The following is a 23,675-nucleotide window of genomic DNA, read 5'->3' as shown; positions in this document are numbered from 1 at the left end:
AAGAGCCCAAGAGTCCAAGAGCAATTCCCCCTCAGCAAAGGGGGGCTCAAAGCAGGGGGCGGCAGTGATGCCGTGGCAGGCAGATCTGCCTGCGGTCCCTCGCCGAATGCGATTCCCCTTCGTCGCGGTTCCCCCGCTGAAAAAAGGAGGGGCTAGGGGGGGTGCCGTTGCTTTCGACTTTACGGCGAGCCGAAGAGTAAATCCCTCAATCAAAGGCGAGGCGCAAAGCAATCGCTACCTCTGCGGCCGCGCCTCATCCTTCGGCCCACGTTCGCGTAGCTTCGGCGCGTTGGCGTCCATCCACTCGCGCCGCTGCTCGGGCGTCATCGCGCGCCAGCGCTCGCGCAGGGCCTCGCGTTCGGGTTCGCTGAGGTTGCGCATGCGGCCGAACAGCGCGCGCGCCTCTTCGCGCTGCTCCGGGCCCATGCCGTCCCAGCGGCGCATGCCGTGGCGCGCGCGCTTGCGTTCCTCGGGCGTCATCTGCTGCCAGCGGCGCGCATGGTCGAGCATGCGCTGGCGCTCGTTGGGCTCGGCGTTCCAGCGCTCGCGCATCGGCGCGATCAGTTGCTCGCGCTGCTGCGGGCTGAGCTGCTCCCAGGCCGGCAGCGGCGCGGCGCCGTTGGGTGCGGGCGGTTTCGGGCCGCCGGCGTAGGCCGGGGCCGCGGCCAGCAGGGCCGCGCCGAGCAGCACGGCCAGAGCGGAGCGGGAGGGAAGGCGGAACATGGCGCTTACTCCGTTGCGGGCAGGTCGTCGGCCGACGCCAGCCACAGGTAGAAATCGGGATTCTCGTCCAGCGAGGCCAGGGCGGTGCTGCTGTCGTAGGCGGCCTCGGGCGCGGGCAGGTGCGCGGCCAGGGGCGCCGTGGCCGGCGGGGCTGCAGCCTGCGGGTCGCGCTGCTGCTGCAGGCCGATCGCCAGCGCGAACACCGCCGCGGTGCCGCTGGCCAGGGCCCAGCCCAGGCCGCGGCGCGGCACGCGCGCGGTGGCCTCGAAGCGGGCGTCGCGCAGGCGCGCGCGCGTGGCCGGGGCGACCCGGTCGACGGCGCGCCGGTGCAGGGCGCGCATTGCGGCGTCGAAGCGCGCGTCGTCGTGGTCGTTGCCGCCGGAGCGGGGGTGTTCGGAATTCATCGCCAGTCCTCCAAGTGCCGCTGCAGCGCTTCGCGCGCGCGCGACAGGTGTGTCTTTACCGCGCCTTCGCTGCAGCCCATCGCCCGCGCGGTCGTGGCGACGTCGAGTTCTTCCAGTACGCGCAGGCTGAAGGCCTCGCGCTGGCGGCGCGGCAGCGCGCCCAGGGCGTCGGCCAGCCGCGCATAGGCCTCGCGGCCGTCGTGGGTGCGGGCCGGGTCGGGTCCATCGTCGGCCCAGTCCAGCGGCGTCTCGTCCTCGCGCGCGGCCGGCAGCAGCCAGCGCAGGCGGAAGGTACGGCGCCGCTGCAGGTCGACGATGCGGCTGCGCAGGATGCTCCAGAACAGCGGCGTCCATTCGGCCGCCGGCCGTTCGCGGTAGCCCAGCATCTTGACCATCGCGTCCTGGACCGCGTCCAGGGCGTCGTCGCGCTGGCGCAGGCCGAGTTCGGCGAAGCGGAACGCACGCGTGCCGATGCCGGCGAGGAATTCCTCCAGCGTGGCGGGCGGCCGCGCGGCCATGCCGTCGGGCGGCGCGGCCAGGGCCAGGTCGTCGGCGTCGATGGACACGGCTTGCAGCATACGCGTCAAGGCTTAATGCCGGCGGTCCCAGCGGCGGTCGTAGCGCTCGCCGCGGCGCTCCCAGCGCGCTTGCGCCAGGTCGCCACGGCGGTCCAGGCGGGCCTCGGTGCGTTCGCCGTGGCGGTCCACGCGCGCGGCCGCGCGCTCGTGGCCGTGAGCGGCCAGCGCCGCGGCACGGCGGTCGCTATGGGCCTCGATGCGGTCGCCGCGGCGGTCCAGGCGCTGGTCGATGCGCTCGCCGTGGCGCTCCATGCGGCGTTCGACCCGGTCGCCGTGGTCGCCGGCGGCGGCGTTGCCGGCCAGGCCCAGGCCCACAGTCAGGCAGGCCAGGGCGGCGGCGTGCAGTGCGTGCTTCATCGGGGATTCCTCGCGGTGGGGCCGCGGCGGGCCCTGCGAGATGGCAAACGCCCGGGCGCGGTCACGGTTGACAACGCTGGCGCCCGGTTCATGGAACGTTATGATGCGCCAGACATCGCATGGGGAAGCTAAAGATGGGCGACGGGTTCGTGGCGCTGTACATCTTCATGCTGGCGGCCATCGCCGGCCACGTGATCATCTCGCGAGTGCCGGTGATCCTGCATACGCCGCTGATGTCGGGGTCCAACTTCATCCACGGCATCGTGCTGATCGGCGCGATGGTGGTGCTGGGCCATGCCGACACGACCCTGGAGAAGGCCATCGGCTTCGTCGCGGTGCTGCTGGGCGCGGGCAACGCGGCCGGCGGCTACGTGGTCACCGAACGCATGCTGGAGATGTTCAAGGCCAGCAAGAAGCCGGCCGGCAAGTCCGGAGGCGCGGCATGAGCGCGCAGGTGCTGCTGGCGTCGGCCAGTTACTTCGTCGCCGCCACCTTGTTCCTGCTGGGCCTGCAGCGCATGGCTTCTCCGGTCACCGCGCGCAGCGGCATCCGCTGGGCCGGCATGGGCATGGTGATCGCCACGGCGGCGACCTTCCTGTTGCCGGACCTGCACAACCTGGGCCTGATCGTGCTGGCGCTGGTGATCGGCACCGCGCTGGCCTGGATCTCGGGCAAGAAGGTCGCCATCACCGATATGCCGCAGATGGTGGCGCTGTACAACGGCATGGGCGGCGGTTCGGCGGCGGCGATCGGCGCGGTCGAGCTGCTGCGCTTCGCCTCGACCCAATCCTCCGACCCGCTGCTGGCGCAGCTGCAGGCCGGCATGGTCGAACTGCACCAGCCCAGCGCCACGGTGGTGCTGGCGGTGATCGGCGCGGCCATCGGCGCGGTGTCGCTGTCGGGCTCGATCATCGCCTGGGCCAAGCTGGACGGGCGCCTGGACAGGCGCGTGGTGTTTCCGGGCCAGCAGCTGTTCAACGCCGCCGTGGCGCTGGCGCTGGTGGCGCTGGGCGTGGTGGTGGTGCTGACCCTCAACGTGCCGGCGATCATCGCCTTCTTCGTGGTCGCGCTGGCGCTGGGCGTGCTGATGACCCTGCCGATCGGCGGCGCCGACATGCCGGTGGTGATCTCGCTGTACAACGCCCTGACCGGTCTGGCGGTGGCGTTCGAAGGGTATGTGCTAGGCAACGAGGCGCTGATCATCGCCGGCACCATGGTCGGCGCGGCCGGCATGCTGCTGACCCGTTTGATGGCCAAGGCCATGAACCGGCCGATCCGCAACGTGCTGTTCTCCAACTTCGGCGGAGGCGGCCAGGCCCAGGAAATCTCCGGCTCGCAGAAGCCGATCGAGGCCGGCGACGTGGCTGCGATGATGGCCTTCGCCGAACGCGTGGTGATCGTGCCGGGCTACGGCCTGGCGGTGGCGCAGGCGCAGCACAAGATCTGGGAGCTGACCCAGAAGCTCACCGAGCGCGGAGTCAAGGTGAAGTTCGCGATCCACCCGGTGGCCGGGCGCATGCCGGGCCACATGAACGTGCTGCTGGCCGAGGCCGGCGTGCCCTACGACATGATCGCGGACATGGACGACATCAACCCGGAGTTCGCCAACACCGACGTGTCGCTGGTGATCGGCGCCAACGACGTGGTCAATCCGGTGGCCAAGACCGATCCGTCCTCGCCGATCTACGGCATGCCGATCCTGGACGTGGTGAACTCCAAGAACACCATCGTGATCAAGCGCGGCAAGGGCACCGGTTTCGCCGGCATCGAGAATGCGCTGTTCTACGCCGACAACACCCGCATGCTGTTCGGCGATGGCGCCGAGATGGCCAGCGCGCTGGTGTCGGAGCTCAAGGCGCTGGACGGCGGCGGGCACTGAGTCCGCGTCTTTGACGGTGCTGCGATATGTGGCCGTTCAAGAAGAGGCAAACGGCGGCTCAGGACAAGTTCGCGGCGTTCGCGCCGCTGGTGCTGGCTTCGGACGAAGTGATGGGCCCGCAGCGCAGGCCGGTGCGTTTCGCCTACCGGTTGGCGCCGAACAACGAGCACGACTCGGGCTGGGTGTTCCTCAGCGGCGAGGAAAGCCAGGACTGGCTGGATGCGCATCCGCCTAAGATCTGCCCCATACGCAGTTTCTTGCAGATGGATCCGAGCCTGGCCGAGGTGCTGGCCGGCCCGATAGGCAGCGCCTGGGAACGCGATACGGGCGACGCACCATGGCGTCGCACCGCCGATTTCGAACCGTGCCCGTAGTCCGCGCCGCGCGCTCTGGGGTAGGGGCGGCCTAAGCCGCGACCGCGAATCCGCACCTACGAGCGCCAAGCTTGCCCCTGTAGGAGCTGCGCAAGCTGCGACCGCGAATCCACAGTTCCAACCAAGCCCTCGGTCGGCGGGGGGGCTGCTCTGCGGCCTTGGGGTAGGAGCGGCGTGAGCCGCGACCAGCTCCGAACTCGCGCAGGTGTTTGGGTGTGCTGGTCGAAGCAACAGCAACAGCTTCCGTCCGCAAGCGGCCGGGTCACTTTCTTTTGATAAGCGTCAAAAGAAAGTAACCAAAGAAAAACGCTACGCCAGAGCTCCCGTGCGAGAGCGGAGTGGGCGCGGGGATTTTTCGATGGCACATCCTGTGCCGGCGAAAAACGGCGCACCTCCTGTGCGCCGCCCTCCGGATTCTCTATTTGGGCTGCGAGTTCGGGGCCCGAGCGAGGAGCAAGAGCATTCGCTGCGCTCACCCCCTCACCCTAGCCCTCTCCCGCAGGCGGGAGAGGGGACATATCCGACGCCGTCTGCCGCTTTAGCCCCTCTCCCGTTTACGGGAGAGGGGTTGGGGTGAGGGCAGCCGTTACTCCAAAAACCGGCAGCCGTCCCTGGCCGCCTTCGGGATCAGTCCTTCCACTCGCTGAACACCTGCCCCTGTGCCTCGCGACTGCGGTGGCAGGCGGCGCAGCCGTTGCGTTGGCGGTCGCTGAGGCGGTCGCGGGTATCGCCGGCGGCGAATTCGGCATAGCCCCAGCCGCCGGTGGCGGCGTAGCGGCGGGCGTCGCGGACCATCACGTCGATGTGGCGGCGCGGGCCCTGGTCGAGGCTGCCGTCGGCGGTGTCGCGGGTGTCGAACAGGTCGTAGACCAACACCGCGCCGTCGGCGTAGCGGCCGTCGCGGTAACCGGCCAGGGCGCGATCGTTGGCGTAGATGTGGTGCAGGCCGCCGAAGCTGGCGTAGGCGGCGTGGCCGGGCGGGATCAGGCCGCTTTTGACGTGGGTCCAATGCCGGTAGCCGGCCGGGATCTCGGCCGGCCCCGGCAGCTTGGACTCCGGCGCGGCGGCCAGCGCCGGCAGCGCGGCGGCCGCGGCCAACACCCAGGCAAACAACCGAGTATCAGCGCGCACCGACGGCCTCCATGCGCACGGGCGTGCCGCCGCCGAAGGCGCGGCGCACGATCAGCGCGATCGGCAGGCCCACCAGCACCGCGTGGGCGACGAGGCTGCAGCCGATCCACAGCGCGTTGCCGCCACCGCCACCGGGCGCGGCCGACAGCGGCACCACCACGTAGGTCATCAGCGCGTACAGCAGCAGGCCGTAGAGCAGGCCGTAACGCACCGGCCGCGCGAGCAGGCCCGGCCAGCGGTAGCGCGCGACCAGGGCGAAAGCCGCGGCCATGCCGAGGGCGATGAGGTAGTGCAGCGCCAGTCCCAGCGCGGCGCTGCCGCCACCGCCGGCAAACGCGTCCTTGCCCTGCACGCCGGCGGCGATGCTCTGCAGGATGCGCGCAGCGGGCACGCCTTTGAACGACCAGAAGCCGATGGCGTAGAGGATGTCCAGACTGCCGGCGACGGCACCGGCGGCGAACACGTAAAGCGGCAGCGAGCGGACGGGTGGTGCGGAGCGGTGCATGCGTGGATCCTCGATGGAACGTGGCGATGGGTGGGTCAGGCGGCCTGGCAGTCCAGCCGTCGCGCCTCGGTGGCGGTCAGGCCGAAGGAATGCTTGAACGCGCGGCAGAACGCGCTCTGGCTTTCGAAGCCCAGCGCCTCGGTGATCTCGCACACCGGCATGCGGGTCTCGCGCACCATGCGCCAGGCGCGATCGGCGCGCAGGCGCGCGGCGTATTCGGTCGGGGTCTCGTCGAACACGTCGCGGTAGATGCGGATCAGGTGGCAGGGCGAGTAGCTGGCGCTGCGCGCCAGCCGCGCCAGGTCCAGGCGCGCGTCGGGGTGGCGGCGGATCAGGTGCTGCACGCGCAGCAGCCGCAGCAGGGTCTGCTGGCGGCGGCGCAGGGTACGGCCGCTGCAGCGGTGCAGGCGCGCGTGCAGGTCGCGCTGCTGATCCAGCAACGCCGCGCTCAGTGCCTCCAGCAGCGGCGCCAGGTCGTGGTCGCGATCGCGCGCGCGCCGGGTCAGGCGCACGGTCAGGCGGCGCAGTTCGCGCGCGGCCGGGCCCTCCCAGGGGAACAGGTCGGCGCTGAGCGGCTCGGTCGCATCGTCGTGGCGCTGGCGCAGGTAAGGCGCCCAGGCCGCCGCCGAGCCGGCCAGCACCAGCCAGCCGCAGGGCTGGCGCGCGCCGATGCGCAGCGGGCCTTCGCGCCAGAGCTGGGCGTGACCGGCGTCCAGCTCCCAACTGCTGTCCAGCGATTCGCAGCGCAGCCGGCCCGACAGCGGCAGGCAGTACGACAGCCACTGCGCGGGCAGCTCCAATTGGGCGCCGCGGGCGGCGGCGCGGACCAGATGCAGGCGGTCGCCGCCGTGCTCGTGCAGGTCCAGGTTCTCGGCGAATCGCAGGGCGTGGTAGCGCAGGCTCATGTCGGGGCTCGTGGGGCGATGGCGCGTCCGGCGCCGTTGCAGCCACCCTAGCCAGCCACGCGCGCGCGCTGGAGAACCAATTTCCGCGGACGCGATGGAGCCAATCGGCGGCCGCGGCGACCGTGGGAAAAAAGGAGCCCGGGCGTGGCCCGGGCATGCCTGCGGACGGAGGGTGCGCTGTCCCGTGTTTTCCTGCGCGCCGGAACTAGCGTCGACCTTGCTGCGAGAGAGAGAGGACGAGCACCGCGGACGCCGCAGAGTCTGGTCTTGCCGCGCTCGCCGCGCTGTGCCCGGGCCGCCGCGCAACATCGCCGTCCCCTGCCGTTCGGCTGTGCGCGAGGCGCGAAAAAAGAAGCGGCCCCTCGCGGGGCCGCCTCGGATGACGCGATCGGGCGATGGCTCAGAACTTCTGCGAGTAGCGCAGGTAGATGAAGCGCCCCGGCACCTCGTACGCGGCGTCGAAGCTGTTGGCGAAGGCCTGCACCGAGCGCGGCGGGTTCTTGTCGAAGACGTTGTTCAGGCCCAGGGTGACCTTGGCGTTCCAGGGCGTGGACCAGTACACGCTGGCGTCGTGGTAGGTGGTGGAGCCGATGTGGTTCTCGGCTTCGGCCACCGACACGATCGCGTCGCCGCCGCTCACGCCGTCCCATACGCCGTTGTTGTTGCGGTCCTCGGGCACGGCGATCACGCGGTCCGGATCGGTGCACAGCTCGGGGAAGCCGCTGTCGACGATGGACTGGCAGCGCTCGTCCTGGTGCGAGAAGTAGCGCACCATCCAGGTTGCGCCGAAATCGCCCTTCTCCCAGCGCGCCATCAGATTGGAGCGGATGCGCCAGGCGTTGCTGCCGGTGATGTATTCGCCCGGCTCGTTGGCCGCCTCGTCGATCGGCCAGTCCTCCACGCGCTGGCCCAGGCCGGGCAGGTCGTTGAGGCGCTCGCCGAACACGCCGTCGTCGTCCAGGTCGCTTTCGGACTTGGCGATGTAGGTGCTGTCCCAGTTCAGGCTGAAGCGGCCGAAGCGGGTTTCCGGCAGCTTGTAGTTCACCGTCAGGTCGAAGCCCTCGGTGCGCAGGCCGCCGATGTTGACCGGCTGCGACAGCAGGTTGGAGATCGCGCCGCCCGGCGCGCGGGCGTAATTGCAGAAGCGCTGCACGTTGCCGACGATGCACTGGTCCAGGATGAACTGGCCGGTGGGCGCGACCAGGGCGTTGTCGATGTCGATCTTCCACCAGTCCAGGGTCACGTCGAAGCCTTCCAGCCAGCTCGGGCTGTAGACGAAGCCCAGGGTGGTGGACTCGCTGCTCTCCGGTTCCAGCAGCGGGTTGCCGCCGACATTGATGCGGATCTGCGGGTTGCCCTGGTCGTAGCCGCCGTTGGGCACGCCCTGGCCGATGCAGCGCGCCCGCGCGGCCGGCGACAGGGTGCCGAAGCGGGTGTCGCTGCAGGGGTCGGTGATGGTGGGGAAGGAGTCGGCGATGCCGGCGAACAGCTCGACGATGGCCGGCGCGCGGAAGCCTTCGGACCAGTTGCCGCGGATCAGCAGGTCGTCGATGGGCTTCCAGCGGAAGCCGAACTTGCTGTTGAGGGTGTCGCCGACGTTGCTGTAGTCCGAATAGCGCGTGGCCACCGAGAAATCCAGCAGCTTGGCGAAAGGCACGTCGGCCAGCACCGGCACCGCCAGTTCCAGGTAGGCCTCGTCCAGGCTGTAGCCGCCGGCGATCGGCGCGGCCGCATTGCCGGTGGTGTTGCCCGAAGCGATCAGCGCGTCGGGTTGGAAGAAGCCGCTTTCGCTGCGGTGTTCCAGGCCGAAGGAGAATGCCAGCGGGCCGCCGGGCAGGTCGAACAGGTCGCCGCCGATGTTGGCGTAGTAGGTCTTTTGCTTGAAGCCGACCTGGTCGTGGGCGACGAAGGACGAGTAGGCCAGCATCTCCGGCGTGATCGAGCCGGCCGCACCGAGCAGGTTCATCGGCACGCAGCCCAGGATGACCGAGGTGGCGTCGCCGGGGCGGCTCACGCAGATCGGCCGGCCGGTGGTGGAGCGGCCGGGCACGGTGTCGATCATCGACGGGCCCAGCGCGTTCTTCAGCGCCATCAGGTTGAACAGGCCGTCGGTGACGGTGTTCTGCTTGTTCTCGCCGTAGAAGTAGCCGGCTTCCCAGTCGAAGGGCTTGTCGGCGAACTCCAGCGTGCCTTCCAGGCCCAGGTTGGCGGCGAAGGTGTCGATGTCCTGGCGGAACGAGCGCCCGCCGGTCTCCACCGCGCGGCGCTGGATGCGCGAGACGGTGGCGCCGAAGGGGTTGTACATGCTGTCGGGGCTGATGGTCACGGTGCGCGATTGCGCGCCCGCGCCCGGGCCGCTGCCCAGCACGATGGGCATGGCCGCCAGCAGCTGTTCGGAGCGGCGGTTGTTGTAGGTCAGCGTGGTCTTGAAGCGCAGGTTCTCGCTGATGTCCAGCGAGCCGGCGGCGAACACCGAGCGCCGTTCCTGCGGCGTGAGCAGGTAGTTGTCGGGGGCGAAGTTGTACAGGTCGTCGCCGGTGCGGTTGCGCCAGCTGGCGCCGCTGAGGCCGTCGTTGTAGGTGAAGTTACCGACCACGCCCGGGGTCTGCGTGCCCGGAGGCGCGCCGTTGGGGTTGGCCACGGTGGGCCGGGTTTCGGCCACCGAGCAGGTACCGAAGATCGGATCGAAGGTGCCGGTGCACAGGGCGAAGCGGCCGTTGGGCGTGGTCGAGCTGCCGAAGGCCACGCCGGTGCCGGCCACCGGCTCCTTGGAGATCGCGCGGTCGCCGGCCAGCACCGGTTCTTCCTTGACGTAGCCGATGCCGAACATCGCGCTCCAGCGCTCGGACGAGGCGCCCACGGTGAAGTCGAAGGATTCGCGGAAGCCGTCGCCGTCCGAATACGTGCCCACGTAGGCGTTGGCTTCGGCGCCTTCGAAGTTCTGGCGCAGGATCACGTTGACCACGCCGGCGATGGCGTCGGAACCGTAGATGGTGGACGCGCCGTCCTTCAGCACCTCGATGCGTTCCACCGCCGCGGTGGGAATGGTGTTGAGGTCGACCACGCCGCCCAGGCCGGCGCCGCCGACCCAGCGGCGGCCGTTGACCAGCACCAGGGTGCGGTTGGCGCCGAGGTTGCGCAGGTCCACCTGAGTCTGGCCGTCGCCGCCGTTGTTGACCGTGCTGTTGAGCGCCGAGCCGTTGGAGGTGAGGTTCTGGATCACGTCGCCGACCGAGGTCAGGCCCTGGGCGCTGATGTCCTCGCGGCTGATCGAGAAGATCGGCTGCGAGGTTTCGATGTCGGCGCGCTTGATCCGCGAACCGGTGACCTCGATGCGATCCAGCGTGGTCGCCTGGGTGTCTTCCGCGGCCTGGGCCTGCGCCACGATCGGCAGCGCGGCGCTGGACACGGCGGCGCTGGCGATCAGCGCTCGTCGGATGGCATGACTGAGGGTGTGCGAGGAGGGCATTGCATAACTCCGCTGAGATAAGGCCTGGCTCGGCCGGCCCAACGAAATTACGAATCCTTAACGTGCGGCGTTGCGCGCGCCGCGACCGAAAAGCTGTGCGCCGCGCATGCGGCGGTTGCGCCGATGTGACGATTTTCCTTGTCACGGCCATTGGTCATGTTGTGCCATCGTCGTCGCGGCCGATAGATTGGTCGCCGGCCGCGCACCGCCCGCGCGCCGCTCGTGTAGCCCAACGGGAACGCCCATGCATCTGGAGCTGGATGGCCGCGGGCCGTTGCAGTCGCAGCTGGTCCGCGCGCTCAAGGAAGCCGTGTTGTCGGGACGCGTCGCCCAGGGCGTGCGCTTTCCGCCCACGCGCGCACTGGCGCAGCAACTGCAGGTCTCGCGCAATACCGTGCTGGCCGCCTACGAGCAGTTGCGCGCCGAAGGCTTCATGCAGGGCCGGGTCGGCTCGGGCAGTTACGTCGCCACGCCGATCGTGCCGGCCGTGCCGGCGCCGGCCGCGCCCGAGCGCCTGGAACCCACCAGCGACTACATACGCCGCCTGCGCGCCTGCCACGATCACACGCGCATGCCCGGCCGGCGCATCGAGGGCACGCGCTACAGTTTCCAGTACGGCGTGCCCTTCACCAATCCGCTGCTGACCTCGGCCTGGGCGCGCGCCTTGTCGCACGCCGCGCTGTACACGCCGCCGACCTATCCCACCGCGCACGGCAACCCGGCGCTGCGCGCGGCGGCCTGCGAGTACGTGGCCCATCGCCGCGGCGTGATCGCCACGCCCGATGACGTGATCATCGTCGCCGGCACCCAGCAGGCGATCAACCTGACCGCGCGCGTGCTGCTGGATCCCGGCGACGCGGCGGTGATCGAGGAACCGCAGTACTTCGCCACGCGCGAGGCGCTGTACACGCACGGCGCGCGGCTGGTGCCGGTGCCGATCGACCGCGAGGGCCTGCGCGCCGACCGCCTGCCGCGCACGCCGCCGCGGCTGATCTGCGTGACCCCTTCGCACCAGTTCCCGACCGGCCGGCTGATGTCGCTGCAGCGGCGCCTGGCGCTGCTGGACTACGCGCGCCGCCACGACTGCTGGATCTTCGAGGACGACTACGACGGCGAATTCCGCTACGACGCCCAGCCGCACGCGGCGCTGCGTTCGCTGGACGAATGCGGCCGGGTGATCTACGTGGGCAGCTTCTCCAAGGTGCTGTTCCCGTCGCTGCGGCTGGGCTACATCGTGGTGCCGCCTGCGCTGCGCGACGATTTCATCTCCGCCAAATGGGTGGACGATTTCGGCTCGCCGGCGATCGAGCAGGCCGCGTTGGCGCAGTTCATGGCCGACGGCAGCTTCGAGCGCCACCTGCGCCGCACCGGCAAGACCCTGAAGCAGCGCCGTACCGCGCTGCTGGAGGGGTTGCGCGAGCACTGCGGTGAATACCTGGAGATCGAGGATTCGCACGCGGGCATGCACCTGCTGGTGTGGTTACGCGGACGCAATGCGGCCCAGGGCGAAGCGCTGATCGCGCACGCGTCGCGGCGCGCCTTGGGTTTGTATTCGATCGCGCCGTACTACCTGCACGCGCCGGACCGCGCCGGCCTGCTCATGGGCTTCGGCGCCATGTCGGTGACCGAGATCGGCGAGGCGGCCAAGCTGTTCGGCGAGTGTCTGCGCGAGACGGCGCCCTAGGATGCGGCGACAACCGCATCGGCGCGACCGATCGGCGCGGCGTGCAACATCTGAGCGGCTCCCGGATTCGTCATCCCCGCGTTCGCGGGGATGACGGTGTGCCGTTGTGACGAACTGCGAAGGTGCTTCAGCGCGAAGCGACCGCCGCCACCACCAGCCCCACGATCAGCCACGCCCAATCCATCGGCCCATTGGCCAACTGGGTCAGCAACCAGGCGTGGTGCACGCCCAGCTTGCCCATCGAATCGATCATGCCCACGCCCAGCGACAGGCCGATCTGGGTCGCGGCGATGCCCCAGCTGTACAGGCCGATCGCGGCGGCGGTGCCGGCCACGCCCAGGCCGGCGCGCAGCGGGCCCGGACGCCAGCCACCCAGGCGCAGCATCCAGGCCAGGTCCAGCGCGGCGATCACCGCCATCCAGCTGTTCTGGCGTGAGCTGTACAGGCTCAGCAGCAGCCATACCGCGGCGAAACCCAGGGTGCCCAGCAGCAGCAGGCTCCACGCCAGCGCCCGCGAGGCCAGCGACCTGGACGGCGGAGTCGCGGCGGCGGGCGGGGCGGGTGCGGTCATCGGCGGCTCGGGCGGGGGAATCAGCCGCACAGCATAGCCGCCCGGGCCGGCGCGGGCAGTGCCTGAAGTCGTTGCGCCGGGTGGGCGGGCCGCGGTGGCGACGCAGCGATCCACCCTTGCGGTCGGTGCGGCCGGGCCCGCCTGCTAGACTGCGCGCCTTGTGCCGGAATGCGGCACCCCCATCTTTCCGGCATGTACTCCCGCAGCAGCGAACCCGTCCGTTTCGAGCGCGATTGCGCCGTCGTCCTCGTCCCGCAGGGCGAGCAGGTGACCCTGCCCGCTGGCAGCGTCGGCTACATCACCCAGGCCCTGGGCGGCAGCTATACGGTGTTCGTCGAAGGCAACCTGTTCCGGATCTCGGGCAAGGACGCCGACGCCATCGGCAAGGAACCGCCCGAGCCGCTGGAGCTGCCCGAGGGCGCCGACGATGAGGCCGTGGAACAGCTGGTCTGGCGCCAGCTGCGCACCTGCTTCGACCCGGAAATCCCGATCAACATCGTCGATCTGGGCCTGGTCTACGAAGCCCAGGTGCAGCGCCGCGACGACGGCCAGCGCACGGTGGAAGTGCGCATGACCCTGACCGCGCCGGCCTGCGGCATGGGCGACATCCTGGTCGACGACGTGCGCAGCAAGCTGGAGCTGATCCCGACCGTGGCCGAGGCCGACGTCGAACTGGTGTTCGACCCGCCGTGGGGCCGGCACATGATGTCCGAGGCCGCGCGCCTGGAAACCGGCATGTTCTGAGCCGCGCCAGCGGCCGCTCCGAACCGGTTCGTACCTAGCCACCCCGGCCCCGGCCGGGGTGTCGCGTTTTGGCGCTTGCCCGGTGCCCGGGCGGCCGCATCACGACACCGTCGATGTGCGTTTGCAGCAATAAATTTCTACGGAAACCATACGATGTCTATTTTTGAAAATGCGATTCAAGTCGCATATTTCATTTGGATGAAGCGTTTCCAGCCGCTACGCCCGCCCATTCCCGCTGCCTAAGGTGTGCCCCACGTCGGGACGGCGCCGCTCCGACCGCCACGCCGCCAAGCGATTCCGCGCAGCACGGACTGCTCGCGCGCTATCGCCGCCGCGGTCCACGCGTTCCACCCCTTGGGAGTCAGACACGATGTCCGCTTCGTCCAAGCACCTCCGCCTCAGCGCCCTCACCCTCGCCGTCGCCTTGACCGCTGCCGCCGCCCCGGCCTTTGCCGGCAAGGCCCACATCGCCGGCCTGCGTTCGGGCGAGACCTACAACGCCTTCATCATCAAGTACAAGAACGGCAGCGCGCCGCGCGCCAGCGCCACGTCCATGGCCGCTGCGCTCGATCGCCTGGGCGCGCAGCCGGCGTTCAAGCTCAACGGCAAGGCCCTGCGCCTGAGCCATAAGCGCAAGACCCTGTTCGGCGCCGACGTGGTCATCGCCGACCGCGGCCTGGACAGCGCGCAGGCCAAGCAGCTGCTGCTGGACATGGCCGCCGACCGCGACGTGGAGTGGGTGCAGCCCGACTACATGGTGCGCGCGCTGGCCACGCCCAACGACACCCGCTTCAACGAGCAGTGGCACTACGCCGACAGCGCGGTGGGCATCAATGCGCCGACCGCGTGGAACACCAGCACCGGCAGCGGCGTGGTGGTGGCGGTGATCGACAGCGGCATCCTGGCCCACACCGACCTGGACGCCAACATCCTGCCGGGCTACGACTTCATCAGCTCGACGGCGCCCTTCAGCGACTTCCAGTGCCTGATCTCCGGCCTGAGCGCCAAGTGCGGCGGCTCCAACGACGGCGACGGCCGCGACGCCAACGCCACCGACTCGTCCAACATCAAGCACGGCACCCACGTGGCCGGCACCATCGGCGCGGTCACCAACAACAGCGCCGGCGTGGCCGGCGTGGCTTACGGCGCCAAGATCGTGCCGGTGCGTGCGCTGGGCAATCAAGGCGTGGGCGTGACCTCGGACATCGCCGACGCCATCGTCTGGGCGTCGGGCGGCACCGTCGCCGGCGTGCCGGCCAACGCCAACCCGGCCGAAGTGATCAACATGTCGCTGGGCGGCGACCAGGCCTGCAGCGCGACGCCGGCCTACCAGACCGCCATCGATACCGCCAACGCCAACGGCTCGATCGTGGTGGTGGCCGCGGGCAACAGCAACATCGACGTCAGCGGCGCCACTCCGGCCAGCTGCAACGGCGTGGTCAGCGTGGCCGCCAGCGACCAGGGCGGCAAGCGCGCGTGGTACTCGACCTACGGCGCCGTGAGCATCACCGCGCCGGGCGGCGAGACCTGCTCGCCGGCCACCGAGTTCCTGGCCCTGGGCGAATCCACCGCCGGCAAGTGCACCCAGAACCATGCGTCCAAGGGCGTGCTGTCGACCTACTCGGGCAACGGCTACGAGTTCAACCAGGGCACCTCGATGGCCACCCCGCATGTGGCCGGCGTGGTCGCGCTGATCCAGGCGGCGGCGGGCACGCCGAAGACGCTGGCGCAAGTGAAGCAGATCCTGAGCGACACCGCGCGTCCGATCTCGGCGGCCAACTGCCCCGGCGGTTGCGGTCCCGGCCTGATCGATGCCGCAGCCGCGGTGGCCGCGGCCGGCGGCGGCACGCCGGGCAACAACGCGCCGGTGGCGAACTTCAGCTCGTCGGCCAGCGGCCTGACGGTCAGCTTCACCGACAGCTCCAGCGACAGCGACGGCAGCATCGTCTCGCGCAGCTGGAACTTCGGCGACGGTTCGCCGGCCAGCACCGCCACCAACCCGAGCAAGACCTATGCCGCGGCCGGCACCTACACCGTCACCCTGACCGTCACCGACGACGACGGCGCCACCCACACCAAGACCGCCTCGGTCACGGTGAGCTCGCCCAGCACGGTGCAGACCTACAGCAACACCGCCGACGTCAACATCCCGGACAACAACGCCACCGGCGTGACCAGCAGCATCGCCGTCTCCGGCCGCTCGGGCAATGCGCCGAGCAACGCCAAGGTGTCGGTCAATATCCAGCACACCTACCAGCAGGACCTGATCGTGGATCTGATCGCGCCGGACGGCACGGTCTACAACCTGTGGAACCGCCAGGGCAACAGCAGCAACAACGTCATCATCACCGACAAGGTCGTCAACCTGAGCAGCGAAACGCTCAACGGCACTTGGAAGCTGCGCGCGGCCGACCGCGCCTCGATCGACACCGGCTACATCAACAGCTGGAGCATCACCTTCTGATCGCGCGCGGCGGCGCCGGCGCGTCCTTTCCCCGGACCCGTCGCCACCGCTGTCGCGACTTGGGCCCCGGCTTCGGCCGGGGCCTTTCTTTTTGTCGCGCATGGGGGCGTTCGCGCCGGCGCTTGGCACAACTTGGCTGTAAGTACTGCAGCGCTCAGCAATGAGTGGCTGTAACGCGTATGCAGATACGCGTTCTCACCACACGCATTGGTATGTGTTGCGGCGTTGTGCGCGGCATTTTTATCTGATTGTGAAAATAAAGATCGGGTTCACGATTTGCGCACCGGGCAATCGCTTTCAGGCGGTGGTGAGCGATGGCGCGGCTGCCTAAGTTAGCCCTCGCGGCTGCAGGGGCGGCCGTAAGCGCCGTTCGGTTCGCGAGCTTACGAAGCATTACGACGCGCAAGCCAGGACGGTATCCGCCGCAAGCAGCGGCAACGCTCCATGCCCTGCGGGGCAGCAACAAACGGTCAGTGCTGTGGAGGCGCCTGCGGCGCCGCGCCTAGGACAGAGCGCGGTCCGCGCGTGCGCGCTGTGGTCGGTCCGAAGACGGTGGCTGCGCGAGCGCGGCGGGCCGTCCACGTGCGGCGGGACGCCGGCGCACGCTCCGTCCGCAATCCGCCGTGCGGCTGCATCCCTTCACACTCAAGGAGAGAAAGCATGAATCGTCGGATTTTATCGGTAGCCATCGGTGCCTCGCTGTTGTCGGTCGCGCTGCCGGGCCTGGGCGCGGAACTGCGCACGGTGGAACGCCCGGTCGAAGGGCGCTACATCGTCGTGCTCAAGAATCAAACCGCGCGCCTGTCGGCCGAAAGCGTGCGTGGCGTGTCGGACGTGCCCACGGTGGCGCGCACCATGTCGAACAAGCACCGCGCCAAGCTGGTGCGCAGCTACCAGCACGTGCTGCGCGGCTTCGTGGTCGAAGCCGACGATGCCTCGCTGGCCCAGCTGTTGCGCGATCCGACCGTGGCCTATGTCGAAGAAGACAGCCAGGGTTCGATCTACGCGACCCAGAACAACGCCACCTGGGGCATCGACCGCACCGATCAGCGCAACCTGCCGCTGAGCACCACCTATACCTACGACACCGACGCCGCCGGCGTGCATGCCTACATCCTCGATACCGGCATACGCGCCGACCACACCGAATTCACCGGCCGCATGGGCAACGGCTTCTCGGCCCGGCCCGGCGACCCCAGCACCGCCGACTGCCACGGCCACGGCACCCACGTGGCCGGCACCGTCGCCGGCACCACCTGGGGCATCGCCAAGAAGGCCATCGTGCATCCGATCCGCACCTTCAACTGCCAGGGCGGCGGCCAGGCCTCGGAAGCCATCGCGGCCATCGACTGGGTCGCGGCCAACCACATCAAGCCGGCCGTGGCCAACATGAGCTTCGGCTTCCCGGGTTCGACCGCCATCGACGATTCGGTCAACAATCTGATCAACTCCGGCGTGGTGGTGGTGGCCGCGGCGGGCAACAGCAACGACGATGCCTGTTCCGGATCGCCGCGCCGCGTGCCGCGCGCGCTGACCATTGGCGCCAGCGACCGCAACGACGCGCGCTCGGTGTGGTCCTCGAGCCAGCAATCCGGCTGGGGCACCTGCGTGGATCTGTTCGCGCCCGGCACCGACATCATCTCGGCCGGCATCAGCAGCGCCACCGCGTCGGCGCCGAACAGCGGCACCTCGATGGCCACTCCGCACGTGGCCGGCGTCGCCGCGCTGTACCTGGCCACGCACCCCTCGGCCACGCCGGACGAAGTGCACGCCGCCATCGTCGATAACGCCACTCCCGGCAAGATCACGGGCAACCTGCGCGGTTCGCCGAACCTGTTGCTGCACAGCCTGTTCTCCGGCGGCCCCGGCCCGGGCAACAACGCGCCGGTGGCCAACTTCACCTCCTCGGCCAGCGGCCTCACGGTGCAGTTCACCGACACTTCCAGCGACAGCGACGGCACCATCGCCTCGCGCAGCTGGAACTTCGGCGACGGTTCGCCGGCCAGCACCGCGGCCAATCCGAGCAAGACCTACGCCGCGGCCGGCACCTACACCGTCAGCCTGACGGTGACCGACGACGACGGCGCCACCCACACCAAGACCGCCTCGGTCACGGTGGGCACGGGCGGGGTGCAGACCTACAGCAACACGGTCGACGTCAACATTCCCGACAACAACGCCACCGGCGTGACCAGCACCATCAACGTCGCCGGCCGCAGCGGCAACGCGCCCAGCAACGCGCAGGTGTCGGTGGACATCCAGCACACCTATCAGCAGGACCTGATCGTGGACCTGGTGGCGCCGGATGGTTCGGTCTACAACCTGTGGAACCGCCAGGGCAACAGCAGCAACAACGTGATCATCGTCAACCGCGTCGTCAATCTCAGCAGCGAGCCGCTCAACGGCGCCTGGAAGCTGCGCGTGGCCGACCGTGCTTCGATCGACACCGGCTACATCAACAGCTGGAGCGTCACCTTCTGATCGCCCCTGCGGCGCGGCGCTCTCCCCGGCGCTCCGCCGCCGTCTTGCGATAGCGAGCCCCGGCTTCGGCCGGGGCTTTTTTGTGGGCCGGCTCGCGGTCGCGGCCCCCTTTGCCGTGGCGTTTGCCGATTCGGCAAATCGGCGGGTGTCCGCCAGGAGCCGGCGGGGCAGTGCGACGGGGTGTCGCATGAGCTTATGCAAATAGATGATTTATAAGCGGTAGGGTGGTCGATTCGCCGCTGCGTTGCGCCACTTTTCCAGCCGATGTGCGCCCCTTACACGGTACTTATGCCTTTGTTGTGTAAGCGAAATTTCAATTATTGAAATTGCGATGCGCGTCGGTTTTTTGCCCCCGCAGTGGCGTTGATTCCCGCGTTCGCTGGCTATGCGAATCCGTAGGTTGGTCCCCCAAGGCCGCTACGGAAGAGCGGCCGACCGTCCGGCCCGCGGCGCGATTCGCCGACGCGGCGCCGGACTTCCGATGCCGCGTTCGCGGCCACCAACGGTGTAACGAGGGGATCCAACACGATGTCCATTTCGAGCAATCCGCTGCGCGTCCGCGCCCTGACCGCCGCCACCGCGCTGGCGCTGGCCGCCGTCGCAGCGCCGGCTTTCGCCGGTCAAGCCGTCGTATCCGGCCTGAAGTCCGGCGAGACCTACAACCGCTTCATCGTCAAGTACAAGAACGGCAGCGCGCCGACCGCCAGCACCGCCTCGGTCGCTTCCTCGCTGAGCAATGCCGGCGCTCGCACGGTGCTGCCGGCCGCGTCCAGGGGCAAGAAGCTGGGTCTGAAGCACCTGCGCCGCATGGCCATGGGCGCCGACGTGGTGACCAACGACAGCGCGCTCAACAGCGACGAGGCGCGCGCGGTGATCCAGCAGCTGGCCGCCGATCCGAACGTGGAGTGGGTGCAGCCCGACTACGTCATGCATGCGCTGGCGGTGCCCAACGACACCCGCTTCGGCGAGCAGTGGCATTACGCCGACAGCGCGGTGGGCATCAACGCGCCGACCGCGTGGAACACCACCACCGGCAACGGCGTCGTGGTGGCGGTGATCGACAGCGGCATCGTGTCGCATACCGACCTAAACGCCAATGTGCTGCCGGGCTACGACTTCGTGACCAGCACCACGGGCTTGGGCGCGGCCTGCGGCAGCGCCACCGGTTGCGGCGCGTCCGAAGACGGCAACGGACGCGACAACGACCCCACCGACAGTTCCGGCGCCACCACCGGCTATCACGGTACGCACGTGGCCGGCACCATCGGCGCGGTCACCAACAACGCCAACGGCGTGGCCGGTGTGGCCTACGGCGCACGGATCGTCCCGGTCCGCGCCCTGGCCAAGTACGGTTCGGGTTCGACCTCCGACATCGCCGACGCCATCGTCTGGGCGTCCGGCGGCGCGGTCAGCGGCGTGCCCGCCAACGCCAACCCGGCCGAAGTGATCAACATGTCGCTGGGCGGCGACCGTCCGTGTTCGGACACGCCGGCTTACCAGACCGCGATCAACACCGCCGTGGCCAACGGCTCGATCGTGGTCGCGGCGGCGGGCAACAGCAACATCAACGTCAGCGGCGCCACCCCGGCCAGCTGCGCCAACGTGGTCAGCGTCGCGGCCAGCGACCAGGGCGGCAGGCGCGCGTTCTACTCGACCTATGGCGCCGTGAGCATCACCGCGCCGGGCGGCGAGACCTGTTCGCCGACCAACGAGTTCCTGCCGTTGGGTCAGTCGCCGCAGGGCACCTGCACGCGCAGTCACAGCTCGCAGGGCATTTTGTCCACGGTCAACGGCAACGGCTACGCGTTCAATCAAGGCACGTCGATGGCCACTCCGCACGTATCCGGCGTGGTCGCCCTGATTCAGGCCGCGTCGGCCACGCCCAAGACCGTGGCCCAGGTCAAGCAGATCCTGGCCGACACCGCGCGTCCGATCTCGGCCGCCAACTGCCCCGGCGGCTGCGGTCCCGGCCTGATCGACGCGGCCGCGGCGGTGGCGGCCGCGGGCGGCGGCGGCAATCCAAACCCGAACCCGGGCGCGCAGACCTACAGCAACGGCACCGACGCCAACATTCCGGACAACAACAGCACCGGCGTGAGCAGCAGCATCGCGGTGGCGGGCCGCAGCGGCAACGCGCCGGCCGACGCCAAGGTCTCGGTCAGCATCGTCCATCCCTACCGCGGCGATCTGAAGGTGGACCTGATCGCGCCGGACGGTTCGGTCTATGCCTTGTTCACCGGCGTCGGCAACGACAGCGGCGACAACGTCACCTTCAGCAACCAGGCGGTCAACCTGAGCAGCGAAGCGCTTAACGGCAGCTGGAAGCTGCGTGCGGTCGACCGTGCCGCGCAGGACGTCGGCCGCATCGACAGCTGGAGCATCACCTTCTGATCGTGCTTCCCCTGTCCGGCATGCCCGCACCCCTGAGTCCCTGGCGGGCATGCCGGGCGCTCGCTGTTGCAAGACCCCGGTCGGTTCGGCCGGGGTCTTGTTGCGTTCAGGCCGGCGCGGGTAGCGTGTCGGCAACCCCGCCGGGCGCCTGTGCGCGTTTCCAATCTCATACCCGATGATGGAGTTCAGACCATGGCCAAGACTCGCCGCCTCTTGCTGGCAACCGCCGCCGCCCTGCTGTCCCTGGCCGTGACCGCCTGCATGGCCTCCGGCCCGGCCAAGGTGGCGCCGCTGTCGGGCGAGGGCCCCTACCAGCAGTTCATCGTCAAGTACAAGGACGGCACCGCGCCCGCGCAGGAATCGGCGGTGCAGGCGCGTCTGGACCGCACCGCGGCCGGCAGCGGATTGAAGAGCGGCGGTGCGCCGCTGAAACTGGAAAAGAAGCTGCGCCTGTCGGTGTCGGCCGACGTGTTCCGTGCCGATCGCGCGTTGAGCAAGGCCGAGGCGGAAAAGCTGATGCGCGCCTTCGGCGCCGATCCCGACGTGGAATACATCGAAATCGACGGGATCATGAAGATCATGCCGGTGGGCGGCAGCGAGATCCGCTGACGCACGGCTTGCGCGGCCACGGCCTTCTGCCGGGCCGCGTGTACACAGCAGGGCAGGGCAGGGGCGGGCTGCGCGAACGCGTGGCGTGCAACGCATTTGCCGCGAAAAAGGCCCTACTGATGCTCATGCACGGATCGAGTGGCAATTTGACGCGCGCTACACGGCAATCAGTGCTGCCGATCCGATAAATTCGTAAGTAAAATCAATAAATTAAATGGTGTGTCCTGAGTTGGCGGCGCAACTTTATGTTGCACTGCGGCACGTCTCTGTGTCGATTTCACGTGAAAGCGGTTACCGTGAGAATTTGTGACGTAAGTCACAAATCTCTTTGCCGTATGAGTGGATTTACCCGTTGCCGCCCCTGGATGGCTCGCATAGCGTCACTTTGCGGACGTTTTTTGTCACCCCGTCCGTACACCACCGTTCGAGTTAGGGCCGCGGCTCAACGCCGGGGTTCGGAGAGAGGCTCTTGCGGTCTTTTGCCGCCTCAGGCGGCTTATTCCAGCTTCGGGGGTTTTAGATGTCTCAGCTGTCTTCGCGTCGCATTCGCGTGCACGCCCTGGCCGCCGCCACGGCCGCGGTCCTGGCCACCACCATGGTCGCCGCTCCGGCATTCGCCGCCGGCCGCGTCAACCTGGCCGGCCTGCAGTCTTCCGAGAAGGTCCAGCGCTTCATCGTCAAGTACAAGGACGGCAGCGCGCCGACCACCAGCGCCACCACCCTGCAGAGCCGCCTGAGCTCGGCCGCCTCGACCTCGGGCGCCGGCAAGGGCCTGGCCGTGCGTTCGCTGCGCCGCACCGCCCTGGGCGCCAACGTGGTCACCAGCGATCGCGCGCTGGACCGCGTCGAGGCCGAGTCGCTGATGCGCCAGATCGCCGCCGACGAAAACGTCGAGTACGTGGAAGTCGACAAGCTCAACAAGCCCTACCTGACCCCGAACGACACCCGCTACAGCGAGCAGTGGGGCTACTCGGGCACCTACGGCATCAAGGCCAACCAGGCTTGGGACGTCACCAATGGCGCCGGTTCGGTGGTCGCGGTGCTCGACACCGGCATCACCAGCCATAGCGACCTCAGCGCCAACATTCTGCCGGGCTACGACTTCATCATCGACACCACCGTGTCGAACGACGGCAACGGCCGCGACAGCGATCCGTCCGATCCGGGCGACTGGGTCAGCGCCAACCAGTGCGGCGGCACCCATGCCGCGCAGAGCTCGAGCTGGCACGGCACCCACGTGGCGGGCACCATCGCCGCGGTGACCAACAACGCCAAGGGCGTGGCCGGCGTCGCTTACGGCGCCAAGATCGTGCCGGTGCGCGTGCTGGGCACCTGCGGCGGCTACGACTCCGACATCGCCGACGCGATCATCTGGGCGTCGGGCGGCACCGTCTCCGGTGTGCCGGCCAACGCCAACCCGGCCGAGGTCATCAACCTGTCGCTGGGCGGCTCGGGCGCGTGCGGCAGCACCACCCAGAGCGCGATCAACAGCGCCGTCAGCCGCGGCACCACCCTGGTCATCGCCGCCGGCAACGACAACACCAACGTCTCCAACGCCTCGCCGGCGAACTGCAACAACGTCATCGCGGTGGCCTCGACCACCAGCACCGGCGCGCGCTCGAGCTTCTCCAACTACGGTTCGCTGATCGACATCGCCGCGCCGGGTTCGAACATCCTGTCGACCCTCAACAGCGGTTCGACCACGCCGGGTTCGGAAACCTACGCCTCCTATAACGGCACCTCGATGGCGACCCCGCACGTCGCCGGCGTGGTGGCGCTGATGCAGGCCGCGGCCACGACCCCGAAGACTCCGGCTGAGATCGAGTCGATCATCAAGGCCAACGTCACCGCGTTCCCGTCGACCCCGTCGCAGACCATCGGCCCGGGCATCCTCAACGCCAAGGCCGCCGTCGATGCCGTCAACGGCACCACCCCGCCGCCGACCGGCACGCTGACCAACGGCACTCCGGTGACCGGCCTGTCCGGCGCGACCGGCGCCGAGCTGCGCTACACCCTGGTGGTCCCGTCCGGTGCCAGCAACCTGAAGTTCGTCACCACCGGCGGCAGCGGCGACGCCGACCTGTTCGTGAAGTTCGGCAGCGCGCCGACCACCGCCAGCTACGACTGCAAGTCCGAAGGCAGCACCAACGCCGAGACCTGCAACATCGCCACGGCCCAGGCCGGCACCTACCACGTGCTGGTGCGCGGTTATTCGGCGTTCTCGGGCCTGAGCCTGACCGGCAGCTTCACCACCGGCGGTGGCGGCGGCACCCAGACCTACAGCAACACCACCGACTACACCATCAGCGACAACGCGACGGTGGAGAGTCCGATCACGGTCTCCGGCCGTAGCGGCAACGCCCCGAGCAACGCGTCGGTGACGGTGGCGATCGTGCACACCTACCA

The 23,675-nt window shown here is 69.1% G+C and carries 18 protein-coding genes and 1 pseudogene; 10 read left to right on the top strand and 9 right to left on the bottom strand.

The genetic code is table 11. The annotated features are described in order from the left end of the window. Positions 1–234: 234 nt before the first annotated feature. The 4 genes from DX914_RS11360 to DX914_RS11345 form a co-directional block, all read right to left on the bottom strand. Positions 235–723 (bottom strand): DUF3106 domain-containing protein, encoded by a 489-nt coding sequence (locus tag DX914_RS11360; RefSeq protein WP_115859250.1) that lies wholly within the window; start codon positions 721–723, stop codon positions 235–237. Positions 724–728: 5 nt separating this feature from the next. Then, positions 729–1,127: a hypothetical protein gene (locus DX914_RS11355; RefSeq protein ID WP_115859249.1), complete on the bottom strand. Its 399-nt coding sequence runs from the start codon at positions 1,125–1,127 to the stop codon at positions 729–731. Beyond that, entirely contained in the window at positions 1,124–1,645 is a 522-nt protein-coding gene (locus tag DX914_RS11350) for an RNA polymerase sigma factor (RefSeq protein WP_115860126.1), read from the bottom strand. The genes DX914_RS11355 and DX914_RS11350 overlap by 4 nt, the downstream gene beginning before the upstream one ends. A gap of 72 nt (positions 1,646–1,717) precedes the next feature. Continuing rightward, on the bottom strand, positions 1,718–2,062 hold the full coding sequence (locus DX914_RS11345; RefSeq protein WP_115859248.1) for a hypothetical protein: 345 nt from the start codon (positions 2,060–2,062) through the stop codon (positions 1,718–1,720). A gap of 134 nt (positions 2,063–2,196) precedes the next feature. Here DX914_RS11345 and DX914_RS11340 point away from each other — a divergent pair, with 134 nt between their 5' ends. The 3 genes from DX914_RS11340 to DX914_RS11330 are packed head-to-tail and all read left to right on the top strand — an operon-like array spanning position 2,197 to position 4,315. Continuing rightward, positions 2,197–2,508, top strand: coding sequence for an NAD(P) transhydrogenase subunit alpha part 2 (locus DX914_RS11340; RefSeq protein ID WP_055900736.1), 312 nt, complete (start codon positions 2,197–2,199; stop codon positions 2,506–2,508). After that, positions 2,505–3,941, top strand: coding sequence for an NAD(P)(+) transhydrogenase (Re/Si-specific) subunit beta (locus DX914_RS11335; RefSeq protein WP_115859247.1), 1,437 nt, complete (start codon positions 2,505–2,507; stop codon positions 3,939–3,941). Before DX914_RS11340 ends, DX914_RS11335 begins: the two co-directional genes overlap by 4 nt. A 26-nt stretch (positions 3,942–3,967) precedes the next feature. Next, the gene (locus DX914_RS11330) at positions 3,968–4,315 is read left to right on the top strand and encodes an immunity protein Imm33 domain-containing protein (protein WP_115859246.1); all 348 of its coding nucleotides are present in this window, start codon (positions 3,968–3,970) and stop codon (positions 4,313–4,315) included. A gap of 627 nt (positions 4,316–4,942) precedes the next feature. Here the strand turns inward: DX914_RS11330 and DX914_RS11325 are convergent. From DX914_RS11325 to DX914_RS11310, 4 genes are all read right to left on the bottom strand, one after another. Next, a complete protein-coding gene (locus DX914_RS11325; RefSeq protein ID WP_115859245.1) occupies positions 4,943–5,446 on the bottom strand; it encodes a cytochrome P460 family protein in 504 nt (167 codons plus the stop codon). After that, positions 5,436–5,951 (bottom strand): hypothetical protein, encoded by a 516-nt coding sequence (locus DX914_RS11320; RefSeq protein WP_115859244.1) that lies wholly within the window; start codon positions 5,949–5,951, stop codon positions 5,436–5,438. The genes DX914_RS11325 and DX914_RS11320 overlap by 11 nt, the downstream gene beginning before the upstream one ends. 35 nt (positions 5,952–5,986) lie before the next feature. After that, on the bottom strand, positions 5,987–6,856 hold the full coding sequence (locus DX914_RS11315; RefSeq protein ID WP_158549260.1) for an AraC family transcriptional regulator: 870 nt from the start codon (positions 6,854–6,856) through the stop codon (positions 5,987–5,989). Between the two features lie 400 nt (positions 6,857–7,256). Next, complete coding sequence (locus tag DX914_RS11310) at positions 7,257–10,325, bottom strand: TonB-dependent receptor (protein ID WP_115859242.1); 3,069 nt, start codon at positions 10,323–10,325, stop codon at positions 7,257–7,259. 244 nt (positions 10,326–10,569) lie between these two features. On the opposite strand from DX914_RS11310, the gene pdxR reads away from it, so the two are divergent. Further along, positions 10,570–12,009: a MocR-like pyridoxine biosynthesis transcription factor PdxR gene (gene pdxR / locus DX914_RS11305; protein WP_115859241.1), complete on the top strand. Its 1,440-nt coding sequence runs from the start codon at positions 10,570–10,572 to the stop codon at positions 12,007–12,009. A 127-nt stretch (positions 12,010–12,136) separates the two neighbouring features. Here pdxR and DX914_RS11300 read toward each other — a convergent pair whose 3' ends face one another. After that, positions 12,137–12,580, bottom strand: a complete 444-nt coding sequence (locus DX914_RS11300) for a hypothetical protein (RefSeq protein ID WP_115859240.1) — start codon at positions 12,578–12,580, stop codon at positions 12,137–12,139. A gap of 192 nt (positions 12,581–12,772) precedes the next feature. Between DX914_RS11300 and sufT the strand changes: the two genes are divergently transcribed. From sufT to DX914_RS11270, 6 genes and pseudogenes are all read left to right on the top strand, one after another. Beyond that, complete coding sequence (gene sufT, locus DX914_RS11295) at positions 12,773–13,324, top strand: putative Fe-S cluster assembly protein SufT (protein ID WP_115859239.1); 552 nt, start codon at positions 12,773–12,775, stop codon at positions 13,322–13,324. Positions 13,325–13,694: 370 nt separating this feature from the next. Next, a complete protein-coding gene (locus DX914_RS11290; RefSeq protein WP_115859238.1) occupies positions 13,695–15,788 on the top strand; it encodes a S8 family serine peptidase in 2,094 nt (697 codons plus the stop codon). A gap of 660 nt (positions 15,789–16,448) precedes the next feature. Next, positions 16,449–18,269, top strand: a complete 1,821-nt coding sequence (locus DX914_RS11285) for a S8 family serine peptidase (protein ID WP_158549258.1) — start codon at positions 16,449–16,451, stop codon at positions 18,267–18,269. Between the two features lie 528 nt (positions 18,270–18,797). Beyond that, positions 18,798–20,660 (top strand): S8 family serine peptidase, encoded by a 1,863-nt coding sequence (locus DX914_RS11280; protein WP_231118248.1) that lies wholly within the window; start codon positions 18,798–18,800, stop codon positions 20,658–20,660. 192 nt (positions 20,661–20,852) lie between these two features. Further along, on the top strand, positions 20,853–21,269 hold the full coding sequence (locus DX914_RS11275) for a hypothetical protein (RefSeq protein WP_115859236.1): 417 nt from the start codon (positions 20,853–20,855) through the stop codon (positions 21,267–21,269). Between the two features lie 520 nt (positions 21,270–21,789). Continuing rightward, positions 21,790–23,517 (top strand): annotated as a pseudogene (locus DX914_RS11270) (S8 family peptidase); the annotation flags it as partial. Positions 23,518–23,675: the final 158 nt, after the last annotated feature.

Origin of the sequence: Lysobacter silvisoli, from assembly GCF_003382365.1 — a bacterium.
GTDB classification, from domain to species: domain Bacteria; phylum Pseudomonadota; class Gammaproteobacteria; order Xanthomonadales; family Xanthomonadaceae; genus Lysobacter; species Lysobacter silvisoli.
Note: the sequence above shows the minus strand (reverse complement) of the source record. Positions and strands in the feature narration are given on the sequence as shown.

Bases quoted from the DNA above. Each gene is read 5' to 3' on its own strand.
- DX914_RS11360 (WP_115859250.1), bottom strand. From the start codon at position 723: ATGTTCCGCCTTCCCTCCCGCTCCGCTCTGGCCGTGCTGCTCGGCGCG.
- DX914_RS11355 (WP_115859249.1), bottom strand. From the start codon at position 1,127: ATGAATTCCGAACACCCCCGCTCCGGCGGCAACGACCACGACGACGCG.
- DX914_RS11350 (WP_115860126.1), bottom strand. From the start codon at position 1,645: ATGGCCGCGCGGCCGCCCGCCACGCTGGAGGAATTCCTCGCCGGCATC.
- DX914_RS11345 (WP_115859248.1), bottom strand. From the start codon at position 2,062: ATGAAGCACGCACTGCACGCCGCCGCCCTGGCCTGCCTGACTGTGGGC.
- DX914_RS11340 (WP_055900736.1), top strand. From the start codon at position 2,197: ATGGGCGACGGGTTCGTGGCGCTGTACATCTTCATGCTGGCGGCCATC.
- DX914_RS11335 (WP_115859247.1), top strand. From the start codon at position 2,505: ATGAGCGCGCAGGTGCTGCTGGCGTCGGCCAGTTACTTCGTCGCCGCC.
- DX914_RS11330 (WP_115859246.1), top strand. From the start codon at position 3,968: ATGTGGCCGTTCAAGAAGAGGCAAACGGCGGCTCAGGACAAGTTCGCG.
- DX914_RS11320 (WP_115859244.1), bottom strand. From the start codon at position 5,951: ATGCACCGCTCCGCACCACCCGTCCGCTCGCTGCCGCTTTACGTGTTC.
- DX914_RS11315 (WP_158549260.1), bottom strand. From the start codon at position 6,856: ATGAGCCTGCGCTACCACGCCCTGCGATTCGCCGAGAACCTGGACCTG.
- DX914_RS11310 (WP_115859242.1), bottom strand. From the start codon at position 10,325: ATGCCCTCCTCGCACACCCTCAGTCATGCCATCCGACGAGCGCTGATC.
- pdxR (WP_115859241.1), top strand. From the start codon at position 10,570: ATGCATCTGGAGCTGGATGGCCGCGGGCCGTTGCAGTCGCAGCTGGTC.
- DX914_RS11300 (WP_115859240.1), bottom strand. From the start codon at position 12,580: ATGACCGCACCCGCCCCGCCCGCCGCCGCGACTCCGCCGTCCAGGTCG.
- sufT (WP_115859239.1), top strand. From the start codon at position 12,773: ATGTACTCCCGCAGCAGCGAACCCGTCCGTTTCGAGCGCGATTGCGCC.
- DX914_RS11290 (WP_115859238.1), top strand. From the start codon at position 13,695: ATGTCCGCTTCGTCCAAGCACCTCCGCCTCAGCGCCCTCACCCTCGCC.
- DX914_RS11285 (WP_158549258.1), top strand. From the start codon at position 16,449: ATGAATCGTCGGATTTTATCGGTAGCCATCGGTGCCTCGCTGTTGTCG.
- DX914_RS11280 (WP_231118248.1), top strand. From the start codon at position 18,798: ATGTCCATTTCGAGCAATCCGCTGCGCGTCCGCGCCCTGACCGCCGCC.
- DX914_RS11275 (WP_115859236.1), top strand. From the start codon at position 20,853: ATGGCCAAGACTCGCCGCCTCTTGCTGGCAACCGCCGCCGCCCTGCTG.